Source organism: Streptomyces sp. MA5143a (assembly GCF_900290235.1).
Classification (GTDB): Bacteria; Actinomycetota; Actinomycetes; order Streptomycetales; family Streptomycetaceae; genus Streptomyces.
On the sequence record NZ_OLMK01000029.1, the window covers coordinates 68,141 to 92,193 of the forward strand.

Annotated in this window: 24 protein-coding genes; 13 read left to right on the top strand and 11 right to left on the bottom strand. The window is 71.6% G+C overall.

Going from position 1 to position 24,053, the window contains the following annotated elements; all coding sequences use genetic code 11:
• Window positions 1-153 precede the first annotated feature (153 nt).
• Window positions 154-405 carry a hypothetical protein gene (locus SMA5143A_RS15050; RefSeq protein WP_107463427.1) on the bottom strand — a complete coding sequence of 84 codons (252 nt, stop codon included), beginning with the start codon at window positions 403-405 and terminating at the stop codon, window positions 154-156.
• A 21-nt stretch (window positions 406-426) separates the two neighbouring features.
• Window positions 427-1,278, bottom strand: coding sequence for a mycothiol conjugate amidase Mca (gene mca / locus SMA5143A_RS15055; protein ID WP_181361864.1), 852 nt, complete (start codon window positions 1,276-1,278; stop codon window positions 427-429).
• A gap of 247 nt (window positions 1,279-1,525) precedes the next feature.
• Between mca and SMA5143A_RS15060 the strand changes: the two genes are divergently transcribed.
• The 3 genes from SMA5143A_RS15060 (at window position 1,526) to arr (ending at window position 3,191) form a co-directional block, all read left to right on the top strand.
• Window positions 1,526-1,924, top strand: coding sequence for a DUF4307 domain-containing protein (locus SMA5143A_RS15060; protein ID WP_107463429.1), 399 nt, complete (start codon window positions 1,526-1,528; stop codon window positions 1,922-1,924).
• A 187-nt stretch (window positions 1,925-2,111) separates the two neighbouring features.
• Complete coding sequence (gene greA / locus SMA5143A_RS15065; RefSeq protein ID WP_099967197.1) at window positions 2,112-2,612, top strand: transcription elongation factor GreA; 501 nt, start codon at window positions 2,112-2,114, stop codon at window positions 2,610-2,612.
• A gap of 168 nt (window positions 2,613-2,780) precedes the next feature.
• Window positions 2,781-3,191, top strand: coding sequence for an NAD(+)--rifampin ADP-ribosyltransferase (gene arr, locus SMA5143A_RS15070; RefSeq protein WP_107463430.1), 411 nt, complete (start codon window positions 2,781-2,783; stop codon window positions 3,189-3,191).
• Between the two features lie 39 nt (window positions 3,192-3,230).
• Here arr and SMA5143A_RS15075 read toward each other — a convergent pair whose 3' ends face one another.
• From SMA5143A_RS15075 to ilvA, 3 genes are all read right to left on the bottom strand, one after another.
• The gene (locus SMA5143A_RS15075) at window positions 3,231-4,028 is read right to left on the bottom strand and encodes an ABC transporter permease (RefSeq protein ID WP_107463469.1); all 798 of its coding nucleotides are present in this window, start codon (window positions 4,026-4,028) and stop codon (window positions 3,231-3,233) included.
• Between the two features lie 5 nt (window positions 4,029-4,033).
• The gene (locus SMA5143A_RS15080) at window positions 4,034-5,050 is read right to left on the bottom strand and encodes an ATP-binding cassette domain-containing protein (RefSeq protein WP_107463431.1); all 1,017 of its coding nucleotides are present in this window, start codon (window positions 5,048-5,050) and stop codon (window positions 4,034-4,036) included.
• 194 nt (window positions 5,051-5,244) lie between these two features.
• Window positions 5,245-6,474, bottom strand: a complete 1,230-nt coding sequence (gene ilvA, locus SMA5143A_RS15085; protein ID WP_107463432.1) for a threonine ammonia-lyase — start codon at window positions 6,472-6,474, stop codon at window positions 5,245-5,247.
• A gap of 164 nt (window positions 6,475-6,638) precedes the next feature.
• Between ilvA and SMA5143A_RS15090 the strand changes: the two genes are divergently transcribed.
• The 3 genes from SMA5143A_RS15090 to SMA5143A_RS15100 all read left to right on the top strand — a co-directional run bounded on the left by SMA5143A_RS15090 (window position 6,639) and on the right by SMA5143A_RS15100 (window position 8,062).
• Window positions 6,639-7,133 (top strand): MarR family winged helix-turn-helix transcriptional regulator, encoded by a 495-nt coding sequence (locus SMA5143A_RS15090; RefSeq protein ID WP_180303777.1) that lies wholly within the window; start codon window positions 6,639-6,641, stop codon window positions 7,131-7,133.
• A gap of 192 nt (window positions 7,134-7,325) precedes the next feature.
• Window positions 7,326-7,817, top strand: a complete 492-nt coding sequence (locus tag SMA5143A_RS15095) for a sigma factor-like helix-turn-helix DNA-binding protein (protein ID WP_181361861.1) — start codon at window positions 7,326-7,328, stop codon at window positions 7,815-7,817.
• Window positions 7,814-8,062 carry a hypothetical protein gene (locus SMA5143A_RS15100; protein ID WP_107463433.1) on the top strand — a complete coding sequence of 83 codons (249 nt, stop codon included), beginning with the start codon at window positions 7,814-7,816 and terminating at the stop codon, window positions 8,060-8,062. Before SMA5143A_RS15095 ends, SMA5143A_RS15100 begins: the two co-directional genes overlap by 4 nt.
• Before the next feature lie 16 nt (window positions 8,063-8,078).
• Here SMA5143A_RS15100 and SMA5143A_RS15105 read toward each other — a convergent pair whose 3' ends face one another.
• Complete coding sequence (locus SMA5143A_RS15105) at window positions 8,079-9,227, bottom strand: cystathionine gamma-synthase (protein ID WP_099967193.1); 1,149 nt, start codon at window positions 9,225-9,227, stop codon at window positions 8,079-8,081.
• A gap of 477 nt (window positions 9,228-9,704) precedes the next feature.
• Here SMA5143A_RS15105 and SMA5143A_RS15110 point away from each other — a divergent pair, with 477 nt between their 5' ends.
• The 5 genes from SMA5143A_RS15110 (at window position 9,705) to SMA5143A_RS15130 (ending at window position 15,206) form a co-directional block, all read left to right on the top strand.
• On the top strand, window positions 9,705-10,823 hold the full coding sequence (locus tag SMA5143A_RS15110) for a hypothetical protein (RefSeq protein ID WP_107463434.1): 1,119 nt from the start codon (window positions 9,705-9,707) through the stop codon (window positions 10,821-10,823).
• A 209-nt stretch (window positions 10,824-11,032) separates the two neighbouring features.
• The gene (locus SMA5143A_RS15115; RefSeq protein WP_107463435.1) at window positions 11,033-12,676 is read left to right on the top strand and encodes a M48 family metalloprotease; all 1,644 of its coding nucleotides are present in this window, start codon (window positions 11,033-11,035) and stop codon (window positions 12,674-12,676) included.
• Window positions 12,673-13,767, top strand: a complete 1,095-nt coding sequence (locus SMA5143A_RS15120; protein WP_107463436.1) for a hypothetical protein — start codon at window positions 12,673-12,675, stop codon at window positions 13,765-13,767. The genes SMA5143A_RS15115 and SMA5143A_RS15120 overlap by 4 nt, the downstream gene beginning before the upstream one ends.
• A 90-nt stretch (window positions 13,768-13,857) precedes the next feature.
• Window positions 13,858-14,523: a peptide-methionine (S)-S-oxide reductase MsrA gene (gene msrA, locus SMA5143A_RS15125; RefSeq protein ID WP_107463437.1), complete on the top strand. Its 666-nt coding sequence runs from the start codon at window positions 13,858-13,860 to the stop codon at window positions 14,521-14,523.
• Between the two features lie 35 nt (window positions 14,524-14,558).
• Window positions 14,559-15,206 (top strand): hypothetical protein, encoded by a 648-nt coding sequence (locus tag SMA5143A_RS15130; RefSeq protein ID WP_146193907.1) that lies wholly within the window; start codon window positions 14,559-14,561, stop codon window positions 15,204-15,206.
• Window positions 15,207-15,245: 39 nt separating this feature from the next.
• Here the strand turns inward: SMA5143A_RS15130 and SMA5143A_RS15135 are convergent, their stop codons facing one another.
• The 3 genes from SMA5143A_RS15135 to SMA5143A_RS15145 all read right to left on the bottom strand — a co-directional run bounded on the left by SMA5143A_RS15135 (window position 15,246) and on the right by SMA5143A_RS15145 (window position 17,131).
• A complete protein-coding gene (locus tag SMA5143A_RS15135) occupies window positions 15,246-15,698 on the bottom strand; it encodes a DUF5707 domain-containing protein (protein ID WP_107463439.1) in 453 nt (150 codons plus the stop codon).
• 220 nt (window positions 15,699-15,918) lie between these two features.
• The gene (locus SMA5143A_RS15140; protein ID WP_107463440.1) at window positions 15,919-16,203 is read right to left on the bottom strand and encodes a hypothetical protein; all 285 of its coding nucleotides are present in this window, start codon (window positions 16,201-16,203) and stop codon (window positions 15,919-15,921) included.
• 91 nt (window positions 16,204-16,294) lie between these two features.
• Complete coding sequence (locus tag SMA5143A_RS15145; protein WP_107463441.1) at window positions 16,295-17,131, bottom strand: MBL fold metallo-hydrolase; 837 nt, start codon at window positions 17,129-17,131, stop codon at window positions 16,295-16,297.
• Between the two features lie 275 nt (window positions 17,132-17,406).
• Here SMA5143A_RS15145 and SMA5143A_RS15150 point away from each other — a divergent pair, with 275 nt between their 5' ends.
• Window positions 17,407-18,228 carry a hypothetical protein gene (locus SMA5143A_RS15150; RefSeq protein WP_107463442.1) on the top strand — a complete coding sequence of 274 codons (822 nt, stop codon included), beginning with the start codon at window positions 17,407-17,409 and terminating at the stop codon, window positions 18,226-18,228.
• A 192-nt stretch (window positions 18,229-18,420) separates the two neighbouring features.
• Here SMA5143A_RS15150 and SMA5143A_RS15160 read toward each other — a convergent pair whose 3' ends face one another.
• Window positions 18,421-19,464, bottom strand: a complete 1,044-nt coding sequence (locus SMA5143A_RS15160; protein WP_107463444.1) for an NAD(P)-dependent alcohol dehydrogenase — start codon at window positions 19,462-19,464, stop codon at window positions 18,421-18,423.
• 173 nt (window positions 19,465-19,637) lie between these two features.
• Between SMA5143A_RS15160 and SMA5143A_RS15165 the strand changes: the two genes are divergently transcribed.
• Complete coding sequence (locus tag SMA5143A_RS15165) at window positions 19,638-20,564, top strand: helix-turn-helix domain-containing protein (protein ID WP_107463445.1); 927 nt, start codon at window positions 19,638-19,640, stop codon at window positions 20,562-20,564.
• A 72-nt stretch (window positions 20,565-20,636) separates the two neighbouring features.
• Here the strand turns inward: SMA5143A_RS15165 and SMA5143A_RS15170 are convergent, their stop codons facing one another.
• On the bottom strand, window positions 20,637-24,020 hold the full coding sequence (locus SMA5143A_RS15170; RefSeq protein WP_107463446.1) for a S8 family peptidase: 3,384 nt from the start codon (window positions 24,018-24,020) through the stop codon (window positions 20,637-20,639).
• Window positions 24,021-24,053 lie beyond the last annotated feature (33 nt).

Sequence of the window (24,053 nt, forward strand, 5' to 3'; positions counted from 1 at the left end):
GCCGGTGGCGGCGAGCCGGTGACCGCTTGCCGGTGGCGGCAGCACAGCATGACTCCATGACCCGGTGCCGGTTCCGATGTCGGCGTCGCTGTCTGCCGATGTCGGTGCGGTCGCGGTGTCACGGAATCATGCCGTCGGACCGGCCCGGGGGGCTCAGCCCTTCGCCGGGGACGTGCTCCCGGACGCCGGGGACGTGCCGGCCCCCTTGCCGGAGGCGGCCGGGTCGGGCGTCTCCTCGAAGTCGACCTTGCCCATGTGCTTGTTCATGGACTTCATCAGGCCCCAGACGGCCAGGGCCATCACCGCGAAGACGATGAAGCCGAGGACGCCGGGGGTGACCTTGTCCTTGTCCAGCTCCTTGGCGAGGGGGAGGACGTGCGTGGTGACTGCCAGGCTGAAGCTCATGTCTGGCATTGTCCCCCAGGGCTAGCGGATGCCCGCAAAGAGGTCGTCCTCCGGGAGCGAGGTGTCCACGAGGGACTTCGCGAGCTCGTACTCCTCGGTGGGCCAGACCTCCTTCTGGATCTCCATCGGGACGCGGAACCAGCCGCCGTCGGGGTCGATCTGCGTGGCGTGGGCGATGAGGGCCTTGTCACGGATCTCGAAGAACTCGGCGCACGGGACGTGCGTGGTCAGGGTGCGGTTCCGGTGGTCCGACTCGTCCCACCGCTTGAGCCAGTCCCCGTACGGGGACTCCAGGCCGCGGGCCAGCAGGGCGTTGTGCAGGGCCTCGGTGCGGGGACGGTTGAAGCCCTGGTTGTAGTACAGCTTCTGCGGCTGGTACGCCGGGCCGTAGGCGTCCTCCGGGTACTTCTCGGTGTCCGCCGCGCCCTCGAACGCCACCATCGAGATCTTGTGGGTCATGATGTGGTCCGGGTGCGGGTAGCCGCCGTTCTCGTCGTAGGTGGTGATCACCTGGGGACGGAACGCCCGGATCTTCCTGACCAGCTCACCGGCCGCCTTGTCGACGTCCTCCAGGGCGAAGCAGCCCTCGGGAAGCGGAGGCAGGGGGTCGCCCTCCGGGAGACCGGAGTCGACGAAGCCGAGCCACTCCTGCTCGACGCCGAGGATCTCGCGGGCCTCGTCCATCTCCTTCTTGCGTACCTCGTGAATGTGCTCCTCGATGTACTTGTCGCCCTGGAGCTTCGGATTGAGGATGGAGCCGCGCTCCCCGCCCGTGCAGGTCACGACCAGCACGTCCACCCCCTCGGACACGTACTTCGCCATGGTGGCCGCACCCTTGCTCGACTCGTCGTCGGGGTGTGCGTGCACGGCCATCAGTCGCAGCTGGTCAGTCAAGACTCATTCCCTCGTCAGTCGGCGCCCGGCCTGTACTTCGGTGACTCGGCCCGGCGCGATCCGGTGAGTCCATACTGCCGTCCCGCGCGGACACCCCCGTCGGGGCGGCCGTCAGGCGCTGGGCGGGAGGCTTCTATAGTGACCGAATCGGGGGGCGGGATATTCCCGGTCCGGACCTTGGACCCCCGTGGGGGACCGTGTTCCGGCCCACTCCGAGAGGACGATCATGAGTACGGCGAGCACTCAGCTGCCCGAGGGCCGCTACGGCCGCTCCGCGGACCAGCGCGCCGACCGCAAGCTCAAGGTCATCGGCGCCGTCCTGGGCGCGGCCCTGCTCGTCCTCGTCGGCTGGTTCGCCTACCACTATGTCGCCGGGAACAGGATCAGCGTCGAGATCTACACGTTCGAGACGTCCGCGAAGTCGGTGAAGGTGCACCTCACGGGCGACAAGGACGCCGGTGTCGAGGGTTACTGCACGGTCCGCTCCCAGGCGGAGAACGGTGCCGAGGTCGGCCGCGCCGACTTCCGCTTCGACGCCGCCACCACCGACATCGACGAGGTCGTCACCCTCCAGACCACCTCCCGCGGCGCCACGGCGGAACTCATCGGCTGCCACGTCGGCTGATCCGCTCGGAACCTCCAGCGTGTGACGCCCGGAACAACGCGCTGATCTGCGGTGACGTAATGCTTGTGGTTTATGTCCTCCCCCTGGGGCCGCTGAATTGTTAGGCTCGTGGTTTCGCCCACTCATGAAGGAACATTCTTCTGGGTAGGGCGATGCTTTGTATTCCCAGTACCTACGAGGAGCACCTGTGACCCAGACCAGCGAGAACGTCACCTGGCTGACCCAGGAGGCGTACAACCAGCTCAGGGCCGAGCTGGAGTACCTGTCTGGTCCTGCGCGCACGGAGATCGCAGCCAAGATCGCGGCCGCGCGCGAGGAGGGCGACCTGCGCGAGAACGGCGGGTACCACGCGGCCAAGGAAGAGCAGGGCAAGCAGGAGCTCCGTGTGCGCCAGCTGACCCAGCTCCTGGAGAACGCCAAGGTCGGCGAGGCACCCGCGTCGGCGGACGGCGCGGTGGCGCCCGGCATGGTCGTGACGATCGCCTTCGACGGCGACGAGGACGACACCCTGGCGTTCCTGCTCGCCTCCCGCGAGTACGCCAGCTCGGACATCGAGACCTACTCGCCGCAGTCCCCGCTCGGCTCGGGCGTGCTCGGCAAGAAGGTCGGCGAGGACGCCCAGTACGAGCTGCCGAACGGCAAGCTCGCCTCCGTGCGGATCCTCAAGGCCGAGCCCTACCAGAGCTGATCGGCACCGGAGCCGGCCCGCGCGACCGCGCCGCCGCCTCCGGTCACCCCCGGCCCCCGGCTGGCCCACGCGGCCCCCTGCGCCCTCCGGCGCCGGGGGCCTCGTCATGGCCGCCGGAGGGCTGCTCGGGGCCGCCGGCGCCTCTCCGCCGGTTGTTAACCTGGGCCGATGAATGAGGCGTTGGACGAGGGGCCCTTCTACCACGGTACGAAGGCCGAGCTGAACGTCGGGGATCACCTGACCGCCGGTTTCCGCTCCAATTACCGGCCCGAGATCGTGATGAACCACATCTACTTCACCGCGCTGCGCGACGGGGCGGGGCTCGCCGCCGAACTCGCCGCCGGTGAGGGAACCCCGCGGGTGTATGTCGTCGAACCCACCGGGGACTTCGAGAACGACCCGAACGTCACCGACAAGAAGTTCCCCGGCAATCCCACCCGCTCCTATCGCAGCAGGGACCCGCTCCGGATCGTCGGCGAGGTCACCGACTGGACGCGACTGACCCCCGAAGCCCTCCAGATGTGGCGGGACCGGCTCGCCGCGATCCGCCTGGACGACCGCGCCGAGATCATCAACTAGCCGCCCGTCGGCCCACCCCGCCCGCCCGGACCACCATGATCAGCCGGCGGCTCGGCGGTACTTGCGGACCGCGAGCGTGCGGAAGACCGCGATGATCACGACCGAGTAGATGATCGAGGCCCAGACGGGATGGGCCATCGGCCAGGCGTCGGACGGGGAGACGCCCGGGTCGCCGAACAGTGTGCGGCAGGCCTGGACGGTGGCGCTGAACGGGTTCCACTCGGCGATCGGCTGCAACCAGGACGCCATCTGCGAGGAGTCCACGAACGCGTTGGAGATGAAGGTCACCGGGAAGAGCCAGATCAGGCCCCCCGATGTGGCCGCCTCGGGGGTGCGGACGGTCAGGCCGATCAGAGCGCCGATCCAGGTGAAGGCGTAGCCGAGGAGCAACAGCAGGCCGAAGCCCGCCATGACCTTGCCGAAGTTGGTGGGTTCCGCGAAGCCGGGGCGCCAGCCCACGACGAGCGCGACGGCCGCCAGAACGAGCAGGGTCAGCGCCGTCTGCACGAGGTCGGCCATGGTGCGACCGGTCAGTACCGCGCCGCGCGCCATGGGCAGGGAACGGAAACGGTCGATCAGACCCTTGTGCATGTCATCGGCGATACCGGCGCCCGCGCCCGCGGTGGCGAAGGTGACCGTCTGCGCGAAGATGCCGGCCATCAGGAAGTTCTTGTAGACGTCCGGGTCGGTGGAACCGCCGATGTTCATCGAGCCGCCGAAGACATACGTGAAGAGCACCACGAACATGATCGGCTGGATCAGCCCGAAGATGACCATCTCCGGGATCCGGCTCATCCGGATCAGATTTCTGCGGGCGATGACCAGGGAATCGCTCATGGTGCTCACGTCGCGCTCTCCTTTCTGCGCCCGCGCCCCTTGGCGTCGACCGCCTCGCCGTCCGTCTCGGCCTCGGCCCTCACCTCGGCGGTGTGGCCGGTCAGGGAGAGGAACACGTCGTCCAGGGTGGGGCGGCGCAGTCCGATGTCGTCGATCTCGATACCGCGGGTGTCCAGCTCGCGGATGACCTCGGCGAGCAGCTTGGCGCCGCCGGTGACGGGCACGGTGAGCTGGCGGGTGTGCTGCTCGACCGTCGTCTCGCCCTTGCCGAAGCCGTTCAGCACCTCGACGGCGGTCGGGATGTGCTCGCGGTCGTGCACGACGACCTCGACGCGCTCACCGCCGGTGCGGGCCTTGAGCTGGTCGGAGGTGCCGCGGGCGATGACCCGGCCGTGGTCGACGACGGCGATGTCGTGCGCGAGGTGGTCGGCCTCCTCCAGATACTGGGTGGTGAGCAGGAGGGTCGTACCGCCGGAGACCAACTGCTTGATGACGTCCCACAGTTGCTGCCTGTTGCGGGGGTCGAGGCCGGTGGTCGGCTCGTCCATGAACATCACCGGCGGTGAGACGACGAGCGCGGCCGCCAGGTCGAGACGGCGGCGCATACCGCCGGAGTAGGTCTTGGCGGTGCGGTCGGCGGCGTCGGCGAGGTGGAACTGCTCCAGCAGTTCGCTCGCGCGGGCCTTCGCGGCCTTGGCCCGCATCTGGTAGAGCTGGCCGACCATCTGGAGGTTCTCACGGCCGGTCAGATATTCGTCGACCGCGGCGAACTGGCCGGAGAGGCCGACGGAGCGGCGGACGGCGTCGGGGTGCTTGAGGACGTCGATGCCCGCGACCGTCGCGGTACCCCGGTCGGGGCGCAGCAGGGTGGTGAGGCAGCGGACGGTGGTGGTCTTGCCCGCGCCGTTCGGCCCGAGCAGGCCCAGGACGGTGCCCTCGGGTACATCGAGGTCGACACCGTCCAGAGCCCTGACGTCACCGAAGGTCTTGACCAGACCTTCGGCATGGATGGCGCCTGGCATGTGATTTCTCCACGTCGTCGGGGTTCCTTCGCAAAGCCTAGGTTTGTACGTTTCGTTCCGCGCCGGGGCGGACGCGACTTGTGCCGCACCGGTGGCATGACACACACCATAACGCGATGTATCGCGTCTCTCAATGGACTTCCCCGAACGAGTGACACAAGGGAGCGTGACCTGGGGTTTCGCCGAGCGGGGCGTCAGTCGATGACCGTGTAGCCCGCCTCGCGGAGGGCGTTGCCGACCTCGACACAGTGGGCCGGGCCCCTCGTCTCCAGGTGCAGTTCGACCTCCACCTCCGTGAGGCCGAGCCGGGGGTCGGTCCGGACGTGGCTGACGTCGAGGACGTTGGCGTCCGCCGCCGACAGCACCCCGAGGAGGGTGGCGAGGGCGCCGGGGCGGTCGGTCAGCCGGAGGCGGACCTGGAGGTAGCGGCCACCGGCGGCCATGCCGTGGCGCAGGATGCGCTGCATCAGCAGCGGGTCGACGTTGCCGCCGGAGAGCACCGCGACGACCGGCCCCTCGAAGGACCCCGGTTCACGCAGCAGGGCCGCGACGGGGCTGGCGCCGGCCGGTTCCACGACCAGCTTGGCCCGCTCCAGGCAGAGCAGCAGGGCGCTGGACAGGTTGTACTCGGAGACGGTGCGGACCTCGTCGACCAGGTCGGCGACGATCTCGAACGGCACGTCGCCGGGCCGGCCGACCCTGATGCCGTCGGCCATCGTCGCCGGATTCGTGACGGCCATGGGCCTGCCGGCCGCCAGCGAGGGCGGGTACGCCGCGGCGCCCTCCGCCTGCACACCGATGATCCGCACGTCGGGCCGTACCGACTTCACCGCGACGGCGATGCCCGCGGCGAGCCCGCCGCCACCGATACCGACGACGATCGTGCGCACCTCGGGGCACTGGTCCAGGATCTCCAGGCCCACCGTGCCCTGGCCCGCGATGATGTCGGGGTGGTCGAAGGGATGGATGAACACCGCGCCCGTACCGGCCGCGTACTCCTGCGCGGCGGCCAGCGTCTCGTCGACCACCGTGCCGTGCAGGCGTACCTCGGCGCCGTACTCCTCGGTCGCGCTGATCTTCGGCAGGGGCGCGCCCTTCGGCATGAAGACCGTGGAGCGCACACCGAGCAGGGAGGAGGCGAGCGCGACGCCCTGGGCGTGGTTGCCCGCGCTCGCCGCGACCACTCCGGCGGCGCGCTGCTCCGGCAGCAGGCCCGCGATGCGCACGTACGCGCCGCGCAGCTTGAACGAACCCGTCCGCTGGAGGTTCTCGCACTTGAAGTGCACCGGCGCGCCGACGAGCTGCGAAAGATGCCTGCTGCCCTCCATTGCGGTGACACGTGAAATGCCCGTCAACATCTTCTGGGCGCCTCGCACGTCGTCGAGCGTCACCCCCGGCAAGGAGTCAGCCGTGCTGTAGCTCATGGCACCAGTCTCGCAGTTCACAGGGTCGGGACGCGGGTGTGACCAAGGCGCGGGACGGGTTTCAGCGGCGCCGGTACACCCCGCGCCCGGTCCGCGTACTCTGTCCCCCACCACCAGCGCCCCACGCATGAATTGAGCCTTTGGCCATGCCCACAACACCTGAAATGTCGATGGACATGACGACCGTCGGTGACACCGGTCTTCTCGACACGTTGCAGCACGAGGTCGCGGTCTTCGCGCGCCGTGCCGAACAGACGCGGCTCGGCGGTGTCGGGCAGGTGCGCAACTCCATGGACCGCGCCGCGTACCTGCTGCTCAACCGCCTCGACAAGGAGGGGCCGATGGGCGTCAAGGCGCTCGCGGCGAGCATGGGGATCGACTCGTCGACGGTCACGCGGCAGGTGGCGCCCCTCGTGGACACCGGTCTCGTCAAGCGCACCTCGCACCCGGAGGACGGCCGCGCGGTGGTCCTCCAGCTCTCCCCGCGCGGACTCTCCCGCCTCGAGGAGGTGCGTTCCTCCCGGCGCCAGTTGATGGCCGAGCTGACCCAGGACTGGGCGCCCGGGGAGCGCGAGGCGTTCTGCTCCCTCCTCACCCGGTTCAACACCGCGCTCTCGGCCCGTATGGCCTCCGCCCCCGAGGCGCCGTCGCCGTCCTGAGCACCGGGCCGTACCGGTCGCGGGTACGCGCGCGCACCCGCGCGTCCGTCCTCGGTGCCGCCAGGCTGGGCGCCGCCCGACTGTGTACCGCCCGAGTCTTGACCGGGCGCCCGCTCCTGGCCTCATATGAGATCGGGCCCCGTCGTGCGTGGCCGGGCCCGCCTGCTCAGGTCGGCCTCAGGGGGAGGCGCGGTGCGCGAACGGAATGTGGCCCAAGCCTCCCGCAGGGACAGGGAGTTCGAGGCGTTCGTCGCGGGTGCGGCGGGGCGGCTGCTGCAAACCGCCACCCTGCTCACGGCGGAGCCGCCGGACGACAATCCGCGCGCGCGGCGGCTGCTCACGCACGCCCTCGCCCACACGTACGCCGTCTGGGACGGTCTGCGCGGCGAGGACCCCTACGACCGGACCCGCCGTGAGCTGGCCCTCCGCTTCGAGCGCGGGGTCTGGCACCACCACGGTTTCTTCCGACCTCCGCCCGGTGGTGTGCTGAGGGCGCTCGGTCCGCAGGAGCGGCTGGTCCTCGTCCTCAGGCTGTACGAGGGGGTCGCGGAGGAACAGACGGCGGCGCTGCTCGGGATGCCCGCCGAACGTGTCCGGGCGATCTGCCTGCGGGCGATGGCGACGGTCCTGCATCCGCGGCGCGAGAAGCCCGTCCCCCCGGTGGTGGAGGTGGCACCGTCATGAACCTGCGGGAGCGGGAGGCCGCCGTACGCCACATCCTGGACCGTCGGCCGCCGCCGGTGCCGCCCGAGCTGTGCGCGGACGCGGTGCGGCGGGGCGGCCGCATGCTGCGGCGCCGGACGACGGCCCGGCGCGTGATGTGGCTGGTGCTGCTGGCCGCCGTGGTCGCGTTCGCCGTGTGGGCGTCGATGGCCCACCCCTGGGTGGAGCCGCCGTCCACGACGACCCCACCCGTGACCGGCTGGTGAGCGCGGCCGGCGGAAACTAGCCGAGCGCCTGCTGGAGGTCTTCGAGCAGGTCGTCGACGTTCTCGATGCCCACGGAGAGGCGGACGAGGTCGGCGGGGACCTCCAGGGCCGAGCCCGCGGCCGAGGCGTGCGTCATCCGGCCGGGGTGCTCGATCAGGGACTCGACGCCGCCGAGGGACTCGCCGAGGGTGAACACCTTGGCGCGGTCGCAGACCGCGACGGCCGCCTCCTCGCCGCCCTCGACCTGGAAGGACACCATGCCGCCGAACGCCTTCATCTGCTTGGCGGCGACCTCGTGGCCCGGGTGCTCCGGGAGGCCCGGGTAGAGGACGCGGGACACGCGCGGGTGGCGGGTCAGCATGTCGGCGATCTTCGTGGCGTTCTCGCTGTGGCGGTCCATGCGGACGGCGAGCGTCTTGGTGCCGCGCAGCACGAGCCAGGAGTCGAACGGCCCGGCGACCGCGCCCATCGCGTTCTGGTGGTACGCCAGTTCGTCCCCGAGGGACTGGTCGCTGACGATCAGGGCGCCGCCGACGACGTCGGAGTGGCCGCCCATGTACTTGGTGAGCGAGTGCACGACGACGTCCGCGCCGAGCGCCAGCGGCTGCTGGAGGTAGGGGGTCGCGAAGGTGTTGTCGACGACGAGCTTGGCGCCGGCCTCGCGGGCGATCTGCGCGACGGCCGGGATGTCGGTGATGCCGAGCAGCGGGTTGGAGGGGGTCTCCACCCAGACCGCCTTGGTCTTCGGGGTGATGGCGGCCCGGACGGCCGACGGGTCGCTGGTGTCCGCCACCGACCAGTCCACGCCCCACCGGGAGACGACCTTCGCGAAGAGGCGGAACGTGCCGCCGTACGCGTCGTTGGGGATGACCACGTGGTCGCCGGGGCTGAGGAGCGTACGCAGCAGGCAGTCCTCGGCGGCCAGTCCGGACGCGAAGGCGAGGCCGCGGCTGCCGCCCTCCAGGGCGGCGAGGTTCTCCTCCAGCGCGGTGCGGGTGGGGTTGGCGCTGCGGCTGTACTCGTAGCCGCCGCGCAGGCCGCCTACGCCGTCCTGCTTGTAGGTCGAGACCTGGTAGATCGGCGGGACGACCGCGCCGGTGAGGGGATCCGCGGTGTTGCCGGCATGGATCGCGAGGGTCTCGAAGTGCGTGTAGCTGTCGCTCATGCCCCCGAGGGTATGTCGTCCGACGGGCAAGGGGCGCGCGGTGGCTCCGGCGAGCACCCGGCGACTCCCCCAGAACCCCTGCGGCCCCGACGGACACCCCGCAGCTCGGGCGGACACCCGGCGGCGGCTCGGGCAGCCGCCCGGCGACTCCAGCCCGCACTCCGCGGCTCCAGCCCGCACTCCGCAGCTCCAGTCGGCACCCCACGGCTGGGGCCGGCACCCTGTGACTCCGCCAGTACCGCTGCGACTCGGGCCGACACCCTGCGGCTCGGGCGGACGCCCCGCGGCCCCCATCACTACCGCTGCGGCTCGGGCGGACGCCCCGCGGTTCCGGCCAGCACCTCACGGCTCCGGGCAACACCCCCGCGCCCCCGACGGACACCCCGCAGCTCCGGCCAGCACCCCCGCGCCTCCGGCGGGCGCCCCGCCCCCCGGCCTCGTTCGCCATTTGTCGGTGGTGTCTGGAACCCTTGGCGTATGGAGATTCTCTGGGGGCTGATGGCGCTGCTCATGATCGGCATGGTGGTGTGGCCGATCATGGCGCGCAGGCGGGCCGGTATTCAGCAGGTGCACGCGGGGCACCCGGACGCGGCCGATCCGGCGAACTACGGGTTCGTCCGGCAGGAGCTGCTGGACGTCCGGATGCCCGGCCCCGACCAGGATCTGCTGGACGTGCTGGACGTGGTGCAGCGCACCCAGGACTACCGGGCGGCGCAGCAGCTGCTGGCCGGGACCGAGGCGGACGGCGAGGTGCGCTGGCAGCGGGTGCAGGCGTTCGCGGGCGCGGCCTCGCTGGAGCTGGCGCAGCGGCCGGGCGGGGTGAGCGACTCGCCGGGCGGGCAGTGGCTGCGGGTGTGGCGGACCGAGGCCCCCAAGGACGCGGGCGGCGCCGCGGTGCACGCGGAGTTCCTGGTGCAGCAGGCGTGGCGGACGGCGACGCCGGGCACGGACGACTTCCGGATCATCATGGAGGAGGCGAGGTCGGCGTGCGGCGACGCGGCGCTGCTCGCCCCGGGCGACCCGATCCCGTACATCATCGAGCTGTCGGTCGCGCGTGGACTCGGCTACCCGCGCGAGGAGTTCGAGCAGCTCTGGCTGAGGATCCTGGACCGCGCGCCGGCGCACATGGGCGCGCATCTGGCCGCACTGCACTACTGGTGCGAGAAGTGGCACGGCTCGCGCGAGCAGGCGTACGCGTTCGCCGAGGCGGCCGCGGCGCGCGCGCCGCAGGGGTCGCTGCTGGCGGCGATGCCGCTGTTCGCGGTGTTCGAGCACCTGCCCGAGGTGATCGTGGTGCAGGGCTTCTACGAGAGCGAGGTCGTCACCAAGGCGATGCACGGCGCGCTGTACGCGGTGCACTCGGCCCGGCCCGACGACCCGATGCTGGCGCATGTGCGCCATCTGCTGATCTTCTTCCTGGTCCGCGCCGAGCGCTGGGCCGAGGCCATGAACCAGCTCGTGCACGTCGACGGCCATGTGGGCGCCCTCCCCTGGACGCTGGCCTCCGAGCCCGCCTCGGACTACGCGATATACCGGGCCCTGGCGGTCGCGGGCTACGAGGCGAACGGCGGCAGCCCGGCGACGCTGCTGCACTGACGCCCGGGGCCGGGCCACGCACCCCACGCACGCCGCCCGGCCCGTGGAAGCCGCACCTCCTGGCAGCCCCTCCAGAAAGGCCTTGCCACCTTCACATCCCTTGAGAAATACTCCGCCCCCTCACCTTTTGGTCATGGACACGTCCCAGGCCGACCGATTTAGTTGATTTTGTGATCGTTCGCGATCACATCGTGGGGGGAAACTGCCCGATGGGCGCAACCTTGCGCGCGCTGCGCGCTCTCGTGTTGCTCGCCGGCTTCTATCTGCTCGGCGTCATCCTGCTCGCGGCGCTCGCCGGCGCCGACTATCTGCTGTACCTGCACGCGCCGTCCGGCGTGGCACTCAAGCTGTACGTGGTCTCCGTACTCCTGGCCCTGCCGCTGATCCGCGGCCTGTTCATGCTGCGGACCCCGAAGGGCGAGGAGCGGCCCGGCCTCGCGGTGACCGACGTCGACGAGCCCACGCTGTGGCGCACCGTGCGGGAGCTCGCCGACCAGGTCGGCACCCGCGCCCCGACCCGCATCCTGCTGACGCCCGATGTCAACGCCGCCGTCAGCGAGGACGCCCGGCTGCTCGGCCTGCTGCCCGGCCGGCGCCGCCTCTACCTCGGCGTACCGCTGCTCCAGGGCCTGACCGAGGCGCAACTGCGCGCGGTCCTCGCCCATGAGCTGGGCCACTACTCGAACTCCGACACCCGCCTCGCGGCCATCACCGCGCGCGGCCGGGCCCAGGTGCTGCGCACCATCGACACCTTCGAGGAGCGGGCCGACAAGACCGCCGGACGCGAGCAGGCCAGGCAGGAGAAGAAGAACGCCAAGGCCGCGGCCAAGGGCAAGAAGACCAAGGAGATCGACACCCGCCACTCGGGCTTCACGTACCGGCTCATGGCGCGGATCTACGTCGCCTACGCCCACCTCTACTTCCGGGCCACGCTCGCCGGTTCACGCCGCCAGGAGTACGCCGCCGACGCCGCGGCCGCCCGGATCGCCGGACGCGACGCCACCGCCTCGGCGCTGCGCGAGATCCCGGCGCTGTCCGCCGCGTTCGGGTTCTACATGAACAGCTACGCCACCCTCGGCTCCGAGGCCCGACTGCTGCCGCCGCGCGGCGAGTTCTTCGGCGGGTTCGGCCGGATGCTCACCGCCCGCCAGCTCGAACTCGTCGGTCTGCGCACCGACCTGCCGAGCGAGCCGTCGTCGCCGTACGACTCGCACCCGCCGATCGCCGACCGTGTCGCCCGGATCGAGGCGCTGCCCGCCGACGGCCGTGCCGACGAGGCGAGGGGCGCCGCACTGACGCTGCTCGCCGACCCGGAACGGACGCTGGCGGAGCTGGAGGACGCGGTCCTCACCGACGACGTGCTCCGGTTCGCCCGCACCGCCGACTGGCAGGAACTGCTCGACGGTTCGATGGCCGCGAACTTCGTCTCCGCCGACACCGCCCTGCACCGGGCACTCGCCATGTACACCAAGGAGCACCCGTCCCTGCGGGGGCTGCTGAAGGTGATCGACGACGGTCAGCTGTGGCAGCTGGCACGGCGGCTGCCGGTGTCCGACCAGGCGGCGGAGGCGAAGGGGCGGGCCTTCCGCGAGTTCGTCCGGCCCGCCCTGGCGGACGGGCTCCAGACCATGGTGCTCGCCGAGCTGAGCGCCCACTCCCGGCTGCGCTGGGAGTTCTCCTGGGCGGACGCGGCCATGGTGCACCTGCCGCCCGCACCGGACGGCACCGAGGCCGACCTCGGCGCCGCGATCGGAGCGGCGGTCGCCGACCATCCGGACACCGGGCCGCTGCGCGCGCTGCTGCCCTCCGCCCCCCAAGGCCCCGCCGCGCGAGAAACGGACGCCCCGCGATGACCGTACTGCTGTGGATACTGGCCGTCCTGGCCGTGCCCACCCTCCTGATCGGTCTGTGGCTGGCCGGGGTCTTCCTCAAGGAGTTCTTCCGCCCCAGCGGCGACGCCGACCCGGACGCCGCCGAGGCGCTGGGACTGCTCCCCGCCGAACGACAGAACACCCAGTACGCCGGTCCGCTGCCGGCGGCCGTCGACGCGACGCTCGCCGCCGTGCGCGGCGGCGACTGGAAGGCCGCCGCGAAGCTGCTGCACGACATCGGCCGGGACTGGGACCGCCGCTCCTGGGCGACCGGCCTGCTCGGCGGGATCGCCGCCGACGACGACGAGTGGCTGCTCGCCTGGGAGGCCGACCGGCCCGACGACCCGGACGCGGCCGTCGTCCGCGCCCGCAGCACGGTGATCCTGGCCGGGCAGATGCGGGGCGCCAAGCGCGCCCAGTACACGACCGGCGAGCAGTTCGCGGGCTTCCACCGGATGCTGGAACGTTCCCGCGAGGAGATCGCGCGGGCCGCCGCGCTGAACCCCGACGACCCCACGCCGTACGTCACGGAGATCACCGTCGCCCTGGGCCTCGGCTACCCGCACGCCGAGATGGACCGGCTCTGGACGGAGATCACCGCGCGTGCCCCGCACCACTACGAGGCGCACTACATGGCGCTCCAGTACTGGTGCGCGAAATGGCGGGGCTCGGAGAAGCTGGCGACGGACTTCGCCGAGCGGGCGGCGGCGAACGCGCCGCTGGGCAGCCTCCTCACGGTGCTGCCGCTGATCGCGCACTTCGAGCACGACCAGTCGGACGACAGCGAGGTGGACCGCACACCCACGATGATCGGCCGGGTCGACGCGGGTCTCGCCGACGCCGCCGCGGCCGACCAGACCCACCCGCGCCTGCCGGAGCTGCGCCACCTCCTCGCGTACTACCTCGCCCTCCAGAACCGCGACGCCGCCGCGCTCGAACAGTTCCGCCTGGTCGACGGCCACGTCGACGCGCTGCCGTGGCGCTACCGGGGCAGCGACGAGGAGATGGCCGCGTTCTACTGCCGGATCCGCAACGCCTCGGCGCAGGCGGTGGCGGCGGAGAGCGCCGGCTGACAGCGCCACCTCGGCGACCGGAATTCGGGCGGTACCCGGAGCGTTCTCCTGGTACCGCCCGCTCGTTCCCGCACGTTCCTAGGAGTCACGATGCTCTTCGGCCGCACGCCCCAGCTGCCCACCCCCGAGCAGGCTCTGCCGGGCCGCGCCGAGCTGCCGTTCACCGTGCCCGACCGGCACACCGTGCTCGGCACCCCGCTCCTCGGCCCCTACCCGGAGCACCTGGAGATCGCCGACTTCGGCCTCGGCTGCTTCTGGGGCGCGGAGCGCAAGTTCTGGCAGCTCCCCGCGGGCGTGTGGACCACGCTCGTCGGCTACCAGGGCGGCTTCACCAAGAACCCCACCTACGAAGAGGTGTGTTCGGGCCTCACCGGGCACACCGAGGCAGTCCGCGTCGTGTACGACCCGTCCCTCATCTCGTACGAGCGGCTCCTCCAGGTCTTCTGGGAGTCCCACGACCCGACCCAGGGCTTCCGCCAGGGCAACGACGTCGGCACCCAGTACCGCTCCGCCGTCTACACCCACACCCCGGCCCAGGAGAAGGCCGCCGCGGCGTCCCGCGAGGCGTATCAGAAGGTCCTCACCGGCTCCGGCTACGGCACGATCACCACGGAGATCCTCCCGGCGGAGGGCCGCGCGTTCTACCCCGCCGAGGGATACCACCAGCAGTACCTGGACAAGAACCCGGCAGGCTACTGCGGCATCGGCGGGACCGGGGTGTCCTGCCCGATCGGCGTGGCCAAGGCCGAAGGCTGACGTCACGGGTGGCCTTCGGAACGTACGCCCGCAGAGTGCGTGACGAGCGGTTGCCGCTCGTCCGACGGCACAGGGCGCTGAGGTGTGCCGTCGGGGACTACGGCCCGCTCGGCTTCCACGCGACCTGGGCGTATCTGAGCGCGACGGCGTGCCCCGCCCCCGATCTGCGCAGGGATTCCGCGGCGTTGTCGCGCGCGCTGGGCACGCTGGAGGAGAGCCGCGCCGCGCACCTCGCCGAGATGGCCGTCTTCGCCGCCCGCCGCGGGGTGGAGAAGGCGGCCGGCCGCCGCACCCCACGAGCGTCCGACGCGGCCGCGCTGCGCGGTCCGCGCTGGCCGAGTTCGACGCCCCCTTCCCGACTGGGGTTGATCGCCGCCGTGGCGAATCGGCACTCGGCGTTCCAGCGCGCCCCGTACCCCGACGAGACGCTCTCCCCCGACACCGACGTACGCCGACTCAGCCACCTGCACTCCCGGCTCGATGACTGCGCCTCGTCCTACCTCAAGACCCTCGGCCGCCTCGACCACCCGGCCGCGGCGGAACTGACCGACACCGTCCACAGCATCCGCGGCCTCACCCGGCCCGGCTACTCGCCCCTGAACATGTACCTGGTCCCGTGGCTGCGCTTCGCGAACCTGCTCACGTACGCCGCTGCGGCACCGGAGGCACGGGGAGGAAGCTGAGTCCCCACAGGCGACAGCGGTGCGGCGTGCCCGGCCGGGTCACCTGACGGTGAAGTCGGCTGCCTTCCCGACCAGGGTCGTGGTGCCGTCCTTGGCGGTGGCGAGGACGGCGACGTGCCAGGTACCGCGCGGGGAGGACTTCGCGTCGGACGCGGTGACCCTGACGCGGTACGTGCAGTGCACGGTGTCCTTCCCGGAGGGCTTGCAGACCGCCGACTCCGCGTCGGCCATGTCATCGGCGGTCAGCTCGTCCTTGGCGAGGGACGAGTCCTGCGGCCATGCCAGCACCTTCACGCTCTTGACACCGGAGGATGCCGTGACGTCGGTGTCGAAGGCGAGCGAGCCGTCGCGGTCGCCGGCGGGAGCGGTGTAGCGGGCAGTGCTGTGCGCCAGCTTCAGCGGCTGGTCCCCGGCGTAGGCAAGAGTGAGGGCACCGGCGCCACCGAGGACGACGAGACCGGCGGCCACGGACAGGGCAGTACGTCGGGACATGGGAATCTCCGTAAGGGTCTTGTATCGGGTCGGCGCTTCTCGGCCGCGCCGCTTCACCGATACTCGCCGTACGGAGGTCCGCCGGACATGAGCACACCTACTCAACTCAGGCTGAGTAGGCCGGTGTTGCCCCCCACAGGGCACCTCGCGGCTGAGGCTCCGCGGCACCGGGGTCTCCTGCCCGATCGGCGTCGCCGAGGCCGGCGGTTGATCCCTGCCGTCACGCGGAGGCGACCACCTCGCCGGCCATGACCGCTGGTGGGTCGGGAAGCAGGGACGCGAGGTTGTCCCGCACGAAATCCGCGGCCCTGGAGATCGACTCCTCGGCGCCGGCCCGGTCCTGGAAGACGCTGGTCGAGACCATCACTCCGTCCCCGGCGTCGACGAAGTAGTAGGCCACGAAGCCGGGGACTTGGCGCATGAGCGGCACGAACCCCTCGTTCACGAGGCGTGCCGCCTCGGCCGGATCGGTCACCCCTTCGTACCGCCGCACTGCTGCGTACATCTCCGAGCTCCTCACTGAGTGGTGGGTTCGTCCTCGGCCGGGACGTCGTGCCCCGGCGGTCGTCTGCCCTGGATCACCTGAGCCACGGGGCTCAGGGGCCGCCCCCGTCCGGCTGGAAGCTCGCCAGCATCTGTTCCAGGGCCGCCTGGTCCGGGCCGACGAAGGGCGGCGCGGACGGGGCGGTGGTGAGCGTGTCCAGCATGGCGCCGGTGATGCCGGCGGCCGGGGGCAGATGTGTCGAGAGGACCAGGTCGGGCTTGCGGTCCCTCAGGGAGTCGAAGGTCCTGAGGTACTTCTCCACGTCGACCGTCTGGACCCAGGGGCTGTCGACCGTCGCCCACAGCAGCTGGGCGGTGCGCAGGTCCTCGGCCGCGACATCGCGGACGTCGTCGGCCTGGGCGAGGTCGGCGGTCGGCAGCGGGGCGCCGAAGCAGTCGGAGCTGAAGCAGACCCCGGAGTGGTCGTCGAAGAAGCCGACGGTGGCGGGGTTGTCGTACAGCGGCGGACGGAACCCGGTGAGGGTGCGGTCGCCGATGTCGAGCGTCTCCCCGGGGTTCACGAGGTAGGCCCGGTCGAGGGGCAGCGGGTGCTCGCAGGAGAGGATCCCGGCGCCGATGAACGTCGTCACGACGCGCGCCTTCGGGGCTGCCGCCAGCAGGTCGAAGATCCCACCGGTGTGGTCGCGGTCGGGGTGGGTGAGCCAGATCCAGCGGACGTCGGCCGGGTCCAGCACGGCGCTGAGGGCCTCGACGAAGTTCCGGTCGGGCAGCCCCAACCCGGTGTCCACCACCACGGGTTCGGCGCCGAGCAGTACGAACGCGTTCACCGGGATGTGCCCGATGCCCGGCACCTCCAGGCTGTCGGCGAGAACGCTGATGTCCGGGCGCAGCCGGTGCACGGTGCCCGGGCGGACCTTTTGAAGGGGCATGTCACTCACACCTCGGAAACCCCCCGGCGGGTGATCGTCGCGACCGCATGCCTCCGCTGTTGCTCCCGCCTCCATCGTCCGGCCGTGCGAGCGCGGGCGCATCCGCTGCCGTGACCGCCCGTGCGCGGGGAGAGCGACGACGCGACGCCACGCACGAGGGGGTGCCCATGCTGTTCGGACGGGGCCGGGAGCCGCGGATGCCCTGGGCCGAGGAGGCGATACGAGGGCAGACGGCAGACCGCGTGGCAGTCGGCGGTGTCCGATAGCTTTCCGGCATGTGTGTCTCCCTGGCCCCGGCCGAGTTCACCGGCACCACCCTGTACTGCGGGCGGCTGCACCACCCCGAGCACGGGCTGATCCACGTTCTCGGCTACCAGAACACGGCGGCGAATCTCGCCGACGGCCCCAACGCCATGCTGCTGCACCTGCCGGCGCGGCAGATGAGCCGACGCAACTTCCTGTCCGTGGGGCGCAGTTCCGAGGTGCTGGAACGGATGGTGGACGCGGTACGTCCGGTCTCCGTGGGCATGGTCGACGACTCGATCGCCTGGATGGGAGCGGCTCGGGGGCCGGCAGTGGAGGTGTTCGAGCACGACGTGTACACGGTGGTCCTGGCCCGTGACCCGCGTGCCGTGCCGGAGGCGCTGGCCGAGGTGCCGGAGCACCGGCGGCCCACGCTCGCCCCGGAGCTGTTCGCGTTCTACGCCGAACGCTGTCCCGCGCACGCGATCGCCGTCTGCTGCTTCGACAACGCGGAGGCCACGCAGGCCAAGCCGCTGCTCATGTGGTACCCGCCGCACGATCCCGATGTGCTGACCCTGCCCGCGCTCGACTGCCACACCGGGGCCGTGCCCGATCCGGACGCGCTGGTGGACACGGACCACTGGGTGGTCCTCGGTACGGACGAGGCGCCGGACGGCTGGGGTTCGCCTGTCGACCACGACCCCGCGATGCGGCACGCGCTGCGGAGCTATCTGCCGGACGTGGTCGTGGGCCGCCACTTCGGCGGGCCCCTGCGCAACGGGGACTTCACGATCAGCCACGAGGAGCTGCTGCGGGTCGGCGAGGCAGGGGTGAGCCGGGTGGGGGTGTTCTAGGGCCGCCGGGGGTGGGGGCCATGTCGGGTCGAGTGGCGGGTGCGGGTGGGTGGGGGCTGGTCGCGCAGTTCCCCGCGCCCCTGGAAGGACGGCCCTGCGGGCCGGTCCTTCCCCGGGCCGCCCCGGCGCCCGCGCCCGCACCAGCACCAGCACCAGCACCAGCACCAGCACCAGCACCCAACCCTGATCGAATCAGATCGTCGCCGTGTCGATCACGAAGCGGTAGCGGACGTCGCTTGCCAGGACCCTCTCGTACGCCTCGTTGATCTGGTCCGCGCGGATCAGTTCGATCTCGGCGCCCAGGCCGTGCTCGGCGCAGAAGTCGAGCATCTCCTGGGTCTCGCGGATGCCGCCGATGCCGGACCCGGCGAGGGTCTTGCGGCCTGCGATCACCGAGAACAGGTTGAGGGCGACCGGCTCCTCGGGCGCGCCCACGTTCACGAACGCGCCGTCGGTCTTGAGCAGCGACAGGTACGCGTCCAGGTTCAGCGGCGCCGAGACCGTCGAGAGGATCAGGTCGAACGAACCCCGAAGCTCCTCGAAGGTCGCCGGGTCGCTGGTCGCGTAGTAGTGGTCGGCGCCCAGCTTCAGCCCGTCCTCCTGCTTGCGCAGCGACTGGGACAGGACGGTCACCTCCGCGCCGAGCGCGTGCGCGAGCTTGACGCCCATGTGGCCGAGGCCGCCCAGACCGACGACGGCGACCTTCTTGCCGGGGCCGGCGTTCCAGTGCTTGAGCGGGGAGTACGTGGTGATGCCCGCGCACAGCAGCGGCGCGGCCTCGTCGAGGGCGACGCCCTCGGGGATGCGTACGGTGAACGCCTCGTCGACGACGATCTTCTCCGAGTAGCCGCCGTAGGTGGGCTCACCGTTCTTGTCGAGGGCGTTGTACGTGCCGACGTTGCCCTTGAGGCAGTACTGCTCCAGCCCGGCCTCGCAGTTCTCGCACTCGCGGCAGGAGTCGACCATGCAGCCGACGCCCACGCGGTCGCCGACGGCGAACTTCGTGACGCCGGAGCCGACGGCCTCGACGAGACCGGCGATCTCATGGCCCGGCACCATCGGGAAGATCGCCTCGCCCCAGCCCTCGCGGGCCTGGTGGATGTCGGAGTGGCAGATACCGGCGAACTTGATGTCGATCAGGACGTCGAACTCACCGACCTCGCGGCGCTCGATCGTCGTGCGCTCCAGCGGAGCCTTGGCGGAGGGGGCCGCGTAGGCGGCGACAGTGGTGGACATGCCGAGGGTTCTCCTAGCCGTCGTAACCGTGCCCGGCCTGCCTTCCGGCCGGGCACGGCTGTCAGCCTGCCCGAGATCACCGCGTTCACCCAGGTCACGGTTGTACCTACGTCCGCTGGTCCTACCACTGGCGGGGTCAGGCTGCCGGGCGTACGACCGTGAATACTTGACGTATGGACGCACAGCCCGAAGCCGCACAGGACCGGCAGCCGCCCGGTGGCCCCACCGGAGCCGCCCTCGACCGGCGTGCCGAGCTCAGTGAGTTCCTGCGGACGCGACGGGCCCGGCTGAAGCCGGAGGACGTCGGGCTGCCGGAGTTCGGCCGGCACCGGCGTGTGCCCGGACTGCGGCGGGAGGAGCTGGCGCAGCTGGCGGGGGTGTCGGTGGCGTACTACACGCGGCTGGAGCAGGGCAACGGCCGCAATGTCTCGGCGGAGGTCCTCGACGCCATCGCGCGCGCCCTCCGGCTGAGCGACGCCGAGCACAACCATCTGACGCACCTCGCCAAGCCGAAGGCCCACAAGAAGAAGCCGTCGGCCCGTCCGCAGCAGGTCAGGGGCGCGCTGCGGCAGCTGATCGACTCCCTGGACGGCATCCCCGCGTACATCACCGGACGGCGCTCGGACATCCTCGTCTGGAACCGGATGGCGGCGGCGGTGTTCGGGGACTGGTCGGAGCTGCCCGCGCAGGAGCGGAACTGGGCGCGGATGGTGTTCCTGCGGCCCGAGTACCGGGATCTGTACATCGACTGGGATCAGAAGGCCGCCGACATCGTGAGCTATCTGCGGATGGACGCGGGCTGTCACCCGGACGATCCCCGGCTGTCGGCGCTGGTGGGCGAGCTGTCGGTGAAGAGCGAGGAGTTCCGGCGGCTGTGGGCCACGCACGACGTGAAGGAGAAGAGTCACGGGGTGAAGCGCATGCGGCATCCCCTGGTCGGTGATCTGACGCTGTCCTTCGAGGCGTTCCCGCTCCCCGACGACCATGAGCAGACCTTGGTCACCTATCACGCCGAGCCGGGCTCCCCGTCCGCCGAGGCCCTGCGGCTGCTGGCCAGCTGGGGCACGGACGCCGCCCGCGCCCGGACGGCGACGCCGTAGGAACGGCCCGCCGGGAGGTGCCTTCCCCGGCGGGCCGTCGCTCTCAGCCGTGTCCTGCTCCGCGCCCGTGTCTCACGCGCCGACGTACGCGTCGTGGATCGTCACCGTCGACCGGTTCCCGTCCTTGTCGATCACCTCGGCGCGGAGCGACACGCTCTTCCCCACACCCGGTGTCACGACGGTGACCTTGCCGTTCTTCACCGCGGCCCTGGTCCACCTCTCGCCGTCGCGCGACACGTACACGGTCAGCGACTTCCGGTTCCCGTCGGCGGCCGCGCCGTGGACGGTGACGGGGACGCCGATCCTCGTGCCGGCCGGGGCCGTGCTGTCGAGGCCCAGATACGCGCCGCCGAAGCGGACCGTGGAGACCGGCAGTCCCCTGTCGCTCGTGGTCCTCGCGGACCTGAAGGTCCAGCTCGCGTCGACCCGTGAGGAGGCCCTGGCCAGTGCCGGGTCCCGGATGAGGCTGGTCGTCAGTCGGTAGGTGGCGGGCGCGGAGGGGACCGTGAAGCGGGCAGAGCCGTCCAGCGGGTCCTCGCCCGCGGCGATCTTCTTCCCGTCGCGGTGGAGGGTCGTGGTGACCTTCTTGTAGAAGGACGCCCCGGCGTGCCCGGCGCCGTCGGCGACCATCGGCAGCAGGCCGTACAGCTGGTTCCCGTCGCGGCGGATGCCGAGGGACCGGCTGATCCTCGGGCCGAAGACCCCGACGTTGAAGGTGTGGGTGTAGGTGCGGCCCGCCGTGACGGGCCTGCTGTCGCCGGTCGTGTAGTACGCGTCCAGCAGCGGGAAGCCCTGTTCGTCCTCCGCGCCGTACTGCTCGAAGTCGAAGCTCCACTTCACCTGGTCCGTGGCGGACACGTACAGCGTGCGGGTGCCGGGCAGCGGCCCCGGGACGGCGAGGGCGGGCGAGCCGGGGCTGCCGGGGAGCCAGGCCCAGGCGCTGACCGCGCCCTTCTTGCCGGGGGTGGAGGAGCCGAGGCGGGCTTTCACGGTGGCCAGTTCGCTCTTCCTCCAGTGCCTGGCGTAGCCGGTGGCGAGCCGGGTCACCCTGCTTCCGGTGGCGGTGGCGTACTGCGTGGTGCCGCCCCCGGTCCACTGGCCCGCCCAGGTCTGGCCGAGCCGTCCGCCGGTGACGGGCGGGCCGAGGTGCGCGGTGCGGAACCCCTGGTAGGAGTCGAGCAGCCAGCCGTACGTGTAGTCGTTGGCGCCGACCCTGAGGGTGTAGTCGGGTGCCGCGAGGACGGGTTCGGCGGTGGGGTCGGGCACGGTGATGTCCACCGGCTTCGCCGTGCGGGCGTCGAGGGTGAGGGAGGTGTCCCGGTCGACGGTGAGCGTCGGCCGGGCCAGCCAGGCCACCCCCTTCGTGGGGTCCTCCGGGTCCACGACGATGCCCGCGTTGAGGATGTAGGTCCCCTCGGGCACCCGCAGTTCGACCGTGCCGTCCTTGTCGTACGGCGTGAACCACGTGTCCCGGGCGAGTCCCGAGACGCCGGTCAGGTCGAGCAGGTGGTGCACGGCCGGCGCGCCGGCCGGGTCGGTCATCCGGAGCGTGAGGTCGTACGACTCCTTCTCGCGCTCCACGGCCGCGGCGGTCCGCATGCTCTGGCCGCCGCCCGTGGCGGTGACGTACGCCGTGTACACGCCGTCGAGTTTCCCGCCGAGCCGGGTGTTCACGGTGAGGCGGGCCTCGGCCGCGCCGCCCGCCGGGACGGTGATCCTTTTCGCGCCGACCCTGAAGAACCCGGCGGGGGCCGCCTTGCCTCCGGGGCCGGTGCCGGTCACCGAGAGGTCGAGGGTGACGTCCTTCTTGCCGACGTTCCGGTAGGTGATCTTCTTCGACACCGGCTTGTCGTCGGTGTGCGGCCACCGCTGGACGCCGAAGTTCACCGACAGCGGGGTGGCGAGGACCGTCTGCCGGACGGCCCGGTCGACGCGGATGCGGCCCGCCCCCTGTTGGAACGGGGTGTACGCGCCGCCCTTGGCGGACGCGACGAGGGCGGCCTTGATCCGGGTGTACGACCACGACGGGTGCCGCTGCCTGAGGAGGGCGGCGGCGCCCGCGACGTGCGGGGTCGCCATCGACGTACCGGAGATGGTGAGGTAGCCGGCGGGCCCCTCGCCGACCTCGCGCGCGAGGACGCTGCCCTTGGCCGAGGCGGCGGTGACGGCGACGCCGGGCGCGGTCACGTCGGGTTTGATCCGCCCGTCGAGACCGGGGCCCCGGCTGGAGAACGGGGCGAGCCCGTCCTTGCCGTCGACGGCGCCGACGGTGAGGGCGGCGGCCGCGCTGCCCGGTGAGCCGATCGTCCGCTCGCCTCCCTGGCCCTCGTTGCCGGCGGCGACCGCGAAGAGGATGTCCTTCTCGGCGGAGAGCTTGTCGATCTCCGCCTCCATCGGGTCGATCCCGGGGCTGTCGGGCCCGCCGAGGCTGAGGTTGACGATGTCGGCGCCCTGCGCGGCGGCCCACTCCATGCCGGCGATGATGCCGGAGTCGTCGCCGTACCCCTCGTCGCTCAGTACCTTGGCGTTGAGGAGCTTCGCGCCCGGCGCGACGCCCTTGTAGGCGCCCTTGGACCGCTTCCCGGTGCCGGCGGCCGTGGAGGCGACATGTGTGCCGTGGCCGAACCTGTCGGTGGTTCCGGGCGAGGTGGAGAAGTTCTTCTCCGCGACGACCTGGCCCTTGAGGTCGGGGTGGGTGGTGTCGACGCCGGTGTCGAGGACGGCGATGGTGACGCCCTTGCCGTCGTAGCCGGCCTTCCACACCTCGGGGGCGCCGATCTGCGGGACGGACTTGTCGAGGCTGACCTCGCGGACGCCGTCCAGCCACACGTGCGCTACTCCTCCGGCGGTGGTGCCGTCGCCGTCGGTGACCGCCTTCCACAGCGCGGCGGCGTCGTCCTCGGGGATGAGGACCGCGTCGGCGTTCAGCGTCCGCAGGGTGCGCCGGACCTCGGTGCCGCCCGCGCCCCGTACGTCGGCGCGGGCGCCGGCCGCGGTGCCCCGGTACCCCACGATCAGTTTCAGGCCCTGCCGGTGGGATCTGCGGGTGGCGGAGCCGCTCAGTACGGTGACGTCGAACAGCCGCCGGTCGACCCTGCCCGTGGCGATCAGCCGGGCCGCGTCGGCCGGGAGGACATAGGTGTGGCCGTCGGCCCGGCGGACCTGGACGGGGACGCCCTCACGGCCCTTCGCCCGCTCCAGACCGAGGACCCGTCCCTCGGCGTCCACGAGGACCCGGTCACCGGTGACGAGGGTGAGGCGGTGTCTGCCCTCGCCCTCCGCACCGCCACCGGGCTGGAGGCCGGCCGCCCAGGCCGTACCGGACGTACCCGCCGTACCGGACGTGCCCGCCGTACCGGGCACGTCCCCCGGGCCCGCGGTCGCCGGGCCGGTCGTGGACGCCGTCAGTGCGACGGCGGACACCACGGCGATCACGGCCGTCCCCACCCTGTTCATTCGTCTGCGCAAGACTCCCCCTCGGTCCACCCG

Excerpts from the sequence above, each read along its gene's own strand:
- SMA5143A_RS15060 (WP_107463429.1), top strand. The coding sequence starts at position 1,526 with ATGAGTACGGCGAGCACTCAGCTGCCCGAGGGCCGCTACGGCCGCTCC.
- SMA5143A_RS15100 (WP_107463433.1), top strand. The coding sequence starts at position 7,814 with ATGAACCTGCGGGAGCGGGAGGCCGCCGTACGCCACATCCTGGACCGT.
- SMA5143A_RS15075 (WP_107463469.1), bottom strand. The coding sequence starts at position 4,028 with ATGAGCGATTCCCTGGTCATCGCCCGCAGAAATCTGATCCGGATGAGC.
- SMA5143A_RS15120 (WP_107463436.1), top strand. The coding sequence starts at position 12,673 with ATGACCGTACTGCTGTGGATACTGGCCGTCCTGGCCGTGCCCACCCTC.
- SMA5143A_RS15115 (WP_107463435.1), top strand. The coding sequence starts at position 11,033 with ATGGGCGCAACCTTGCGCGCGCTGCGCGCTCTCGTGTTGCTCGCCGGC.
- SMA5143A_RS15170 (WP_107463446.1), bottom strand. The coding sequence starts at position 24,020 with ATGAACAGGGTGGGGACGGCCGTGATCGCCGTGGTGTCCGCCGTCGCA.
- SMA5143A_RS15105 (WP_099967193.1), bottom strand. The coding sequence starts at position 9,227 with ATGAGCGACAGCTACACGCACTTCGAGACCCTCGCGATCCATGCCGGC.
- SMA5143A_RS15160 (WP_107463444.1), bottom strand. The coding sequence starts at position 19,464 with ATGTCCACCACTGTCGCCGCCTACGCGGCCCCCTCCGCCAAGGCTCCG.
- mca (WP_181361864.1), bottom strand. The coding sequence starts at position 1,278 with ATGGCCGTGCACGCACACCCCGACGACGAGTCGAGCAAGGGTGCGGCC.
- ilvA (WP_107463432.1), bottom strand. The coding sequence starts at position 6,474 with ATGAGCTACAGCACGGCTGACTCCTTGCCGGGGGTGACGCTCGACGAC.
- SMA5143A_RS15080 (WP_107463431.1), bottom strand. The coding sequence starts at position 5,050 with ATGCCAGGCGCCATCCATGCCGAAGGTCTGGTCAAGACCTTCGGTGAC.
- SMA5143A_RS15110 (WP_107463434.1), top strand. The coding sequence starts at position 9,705 with ATGGAGATTCTCTGGGGGCTGATGGCGCTGCTCATGATCGGCATGGTG.
- SMA5143A_RS15165 (WP_107463445.1), top strand. The coding sequence starts at position 19,638 with ATGGACGCACAGCCCGAAGCCGCACAGGACCGGCAGCCGCCCGGTGGC.
- SMA5143A_RS15135 (WP_107463439.1), bottom strand. The coding sequence starts at position 15,698 with ATGTCCCGACGTACTGCCCTGTCCGTGGCCGCCGGTCTCGTCGTCCTC.
- SMA5143A_RS15150 (WP_107463442.1), top strand. The coding sequence starts at position 17,407 with ATGTGTGTCTCCCTGGCCCCGGCCGAGTTCACCGGCACCACCCTGTAC.
- SMA5143A_RS15090 (WP_180303777.1), top strand. The coding sequence starts at position 6,639 with ATGTCGATGGACATGACGACCGTCGGTGACACCGGTCTTCTCGACACG.
- arr (WP_107463430.1), top strand. The coding sequence starts at position 2,781 with ATGAATGAGGCGTTGGACGAGGGGCCCTTCTACCACGGTACGAAGGCC.
- SMA5143A_RS15050 (WP_107463427.1), bottom strand. The coding sequence starts at position 405 with ATGAGCTTCAGCCTGGCAGTCACCACGCACGTCCTCCCCCTCGCCAAG.
- msrA (WP_107463437.1), top strand. The coding sequence starts at position 13,858 with ATGCTCTTCGGCCGCACGCCCCAGCTGCCCACCCCCGAGCAGGCTCTG.
- SMA5143A_RS15140 (WP_107463440.1), bottom strand. The coding sequence starts at position 16,203 with ATGTACGCAGCAGTGCGGCGGTACGAAGGGGTGACCGATCCGGCCGAG.
- SMA5143A_RS15145 (WP_107463441.1), bottom strand. The coding sequence starts at position 17,131 with ATGCCCCTTCAAAAGGTCCGCCCGGGCACCGTGCACCGGCTGCGCCCG.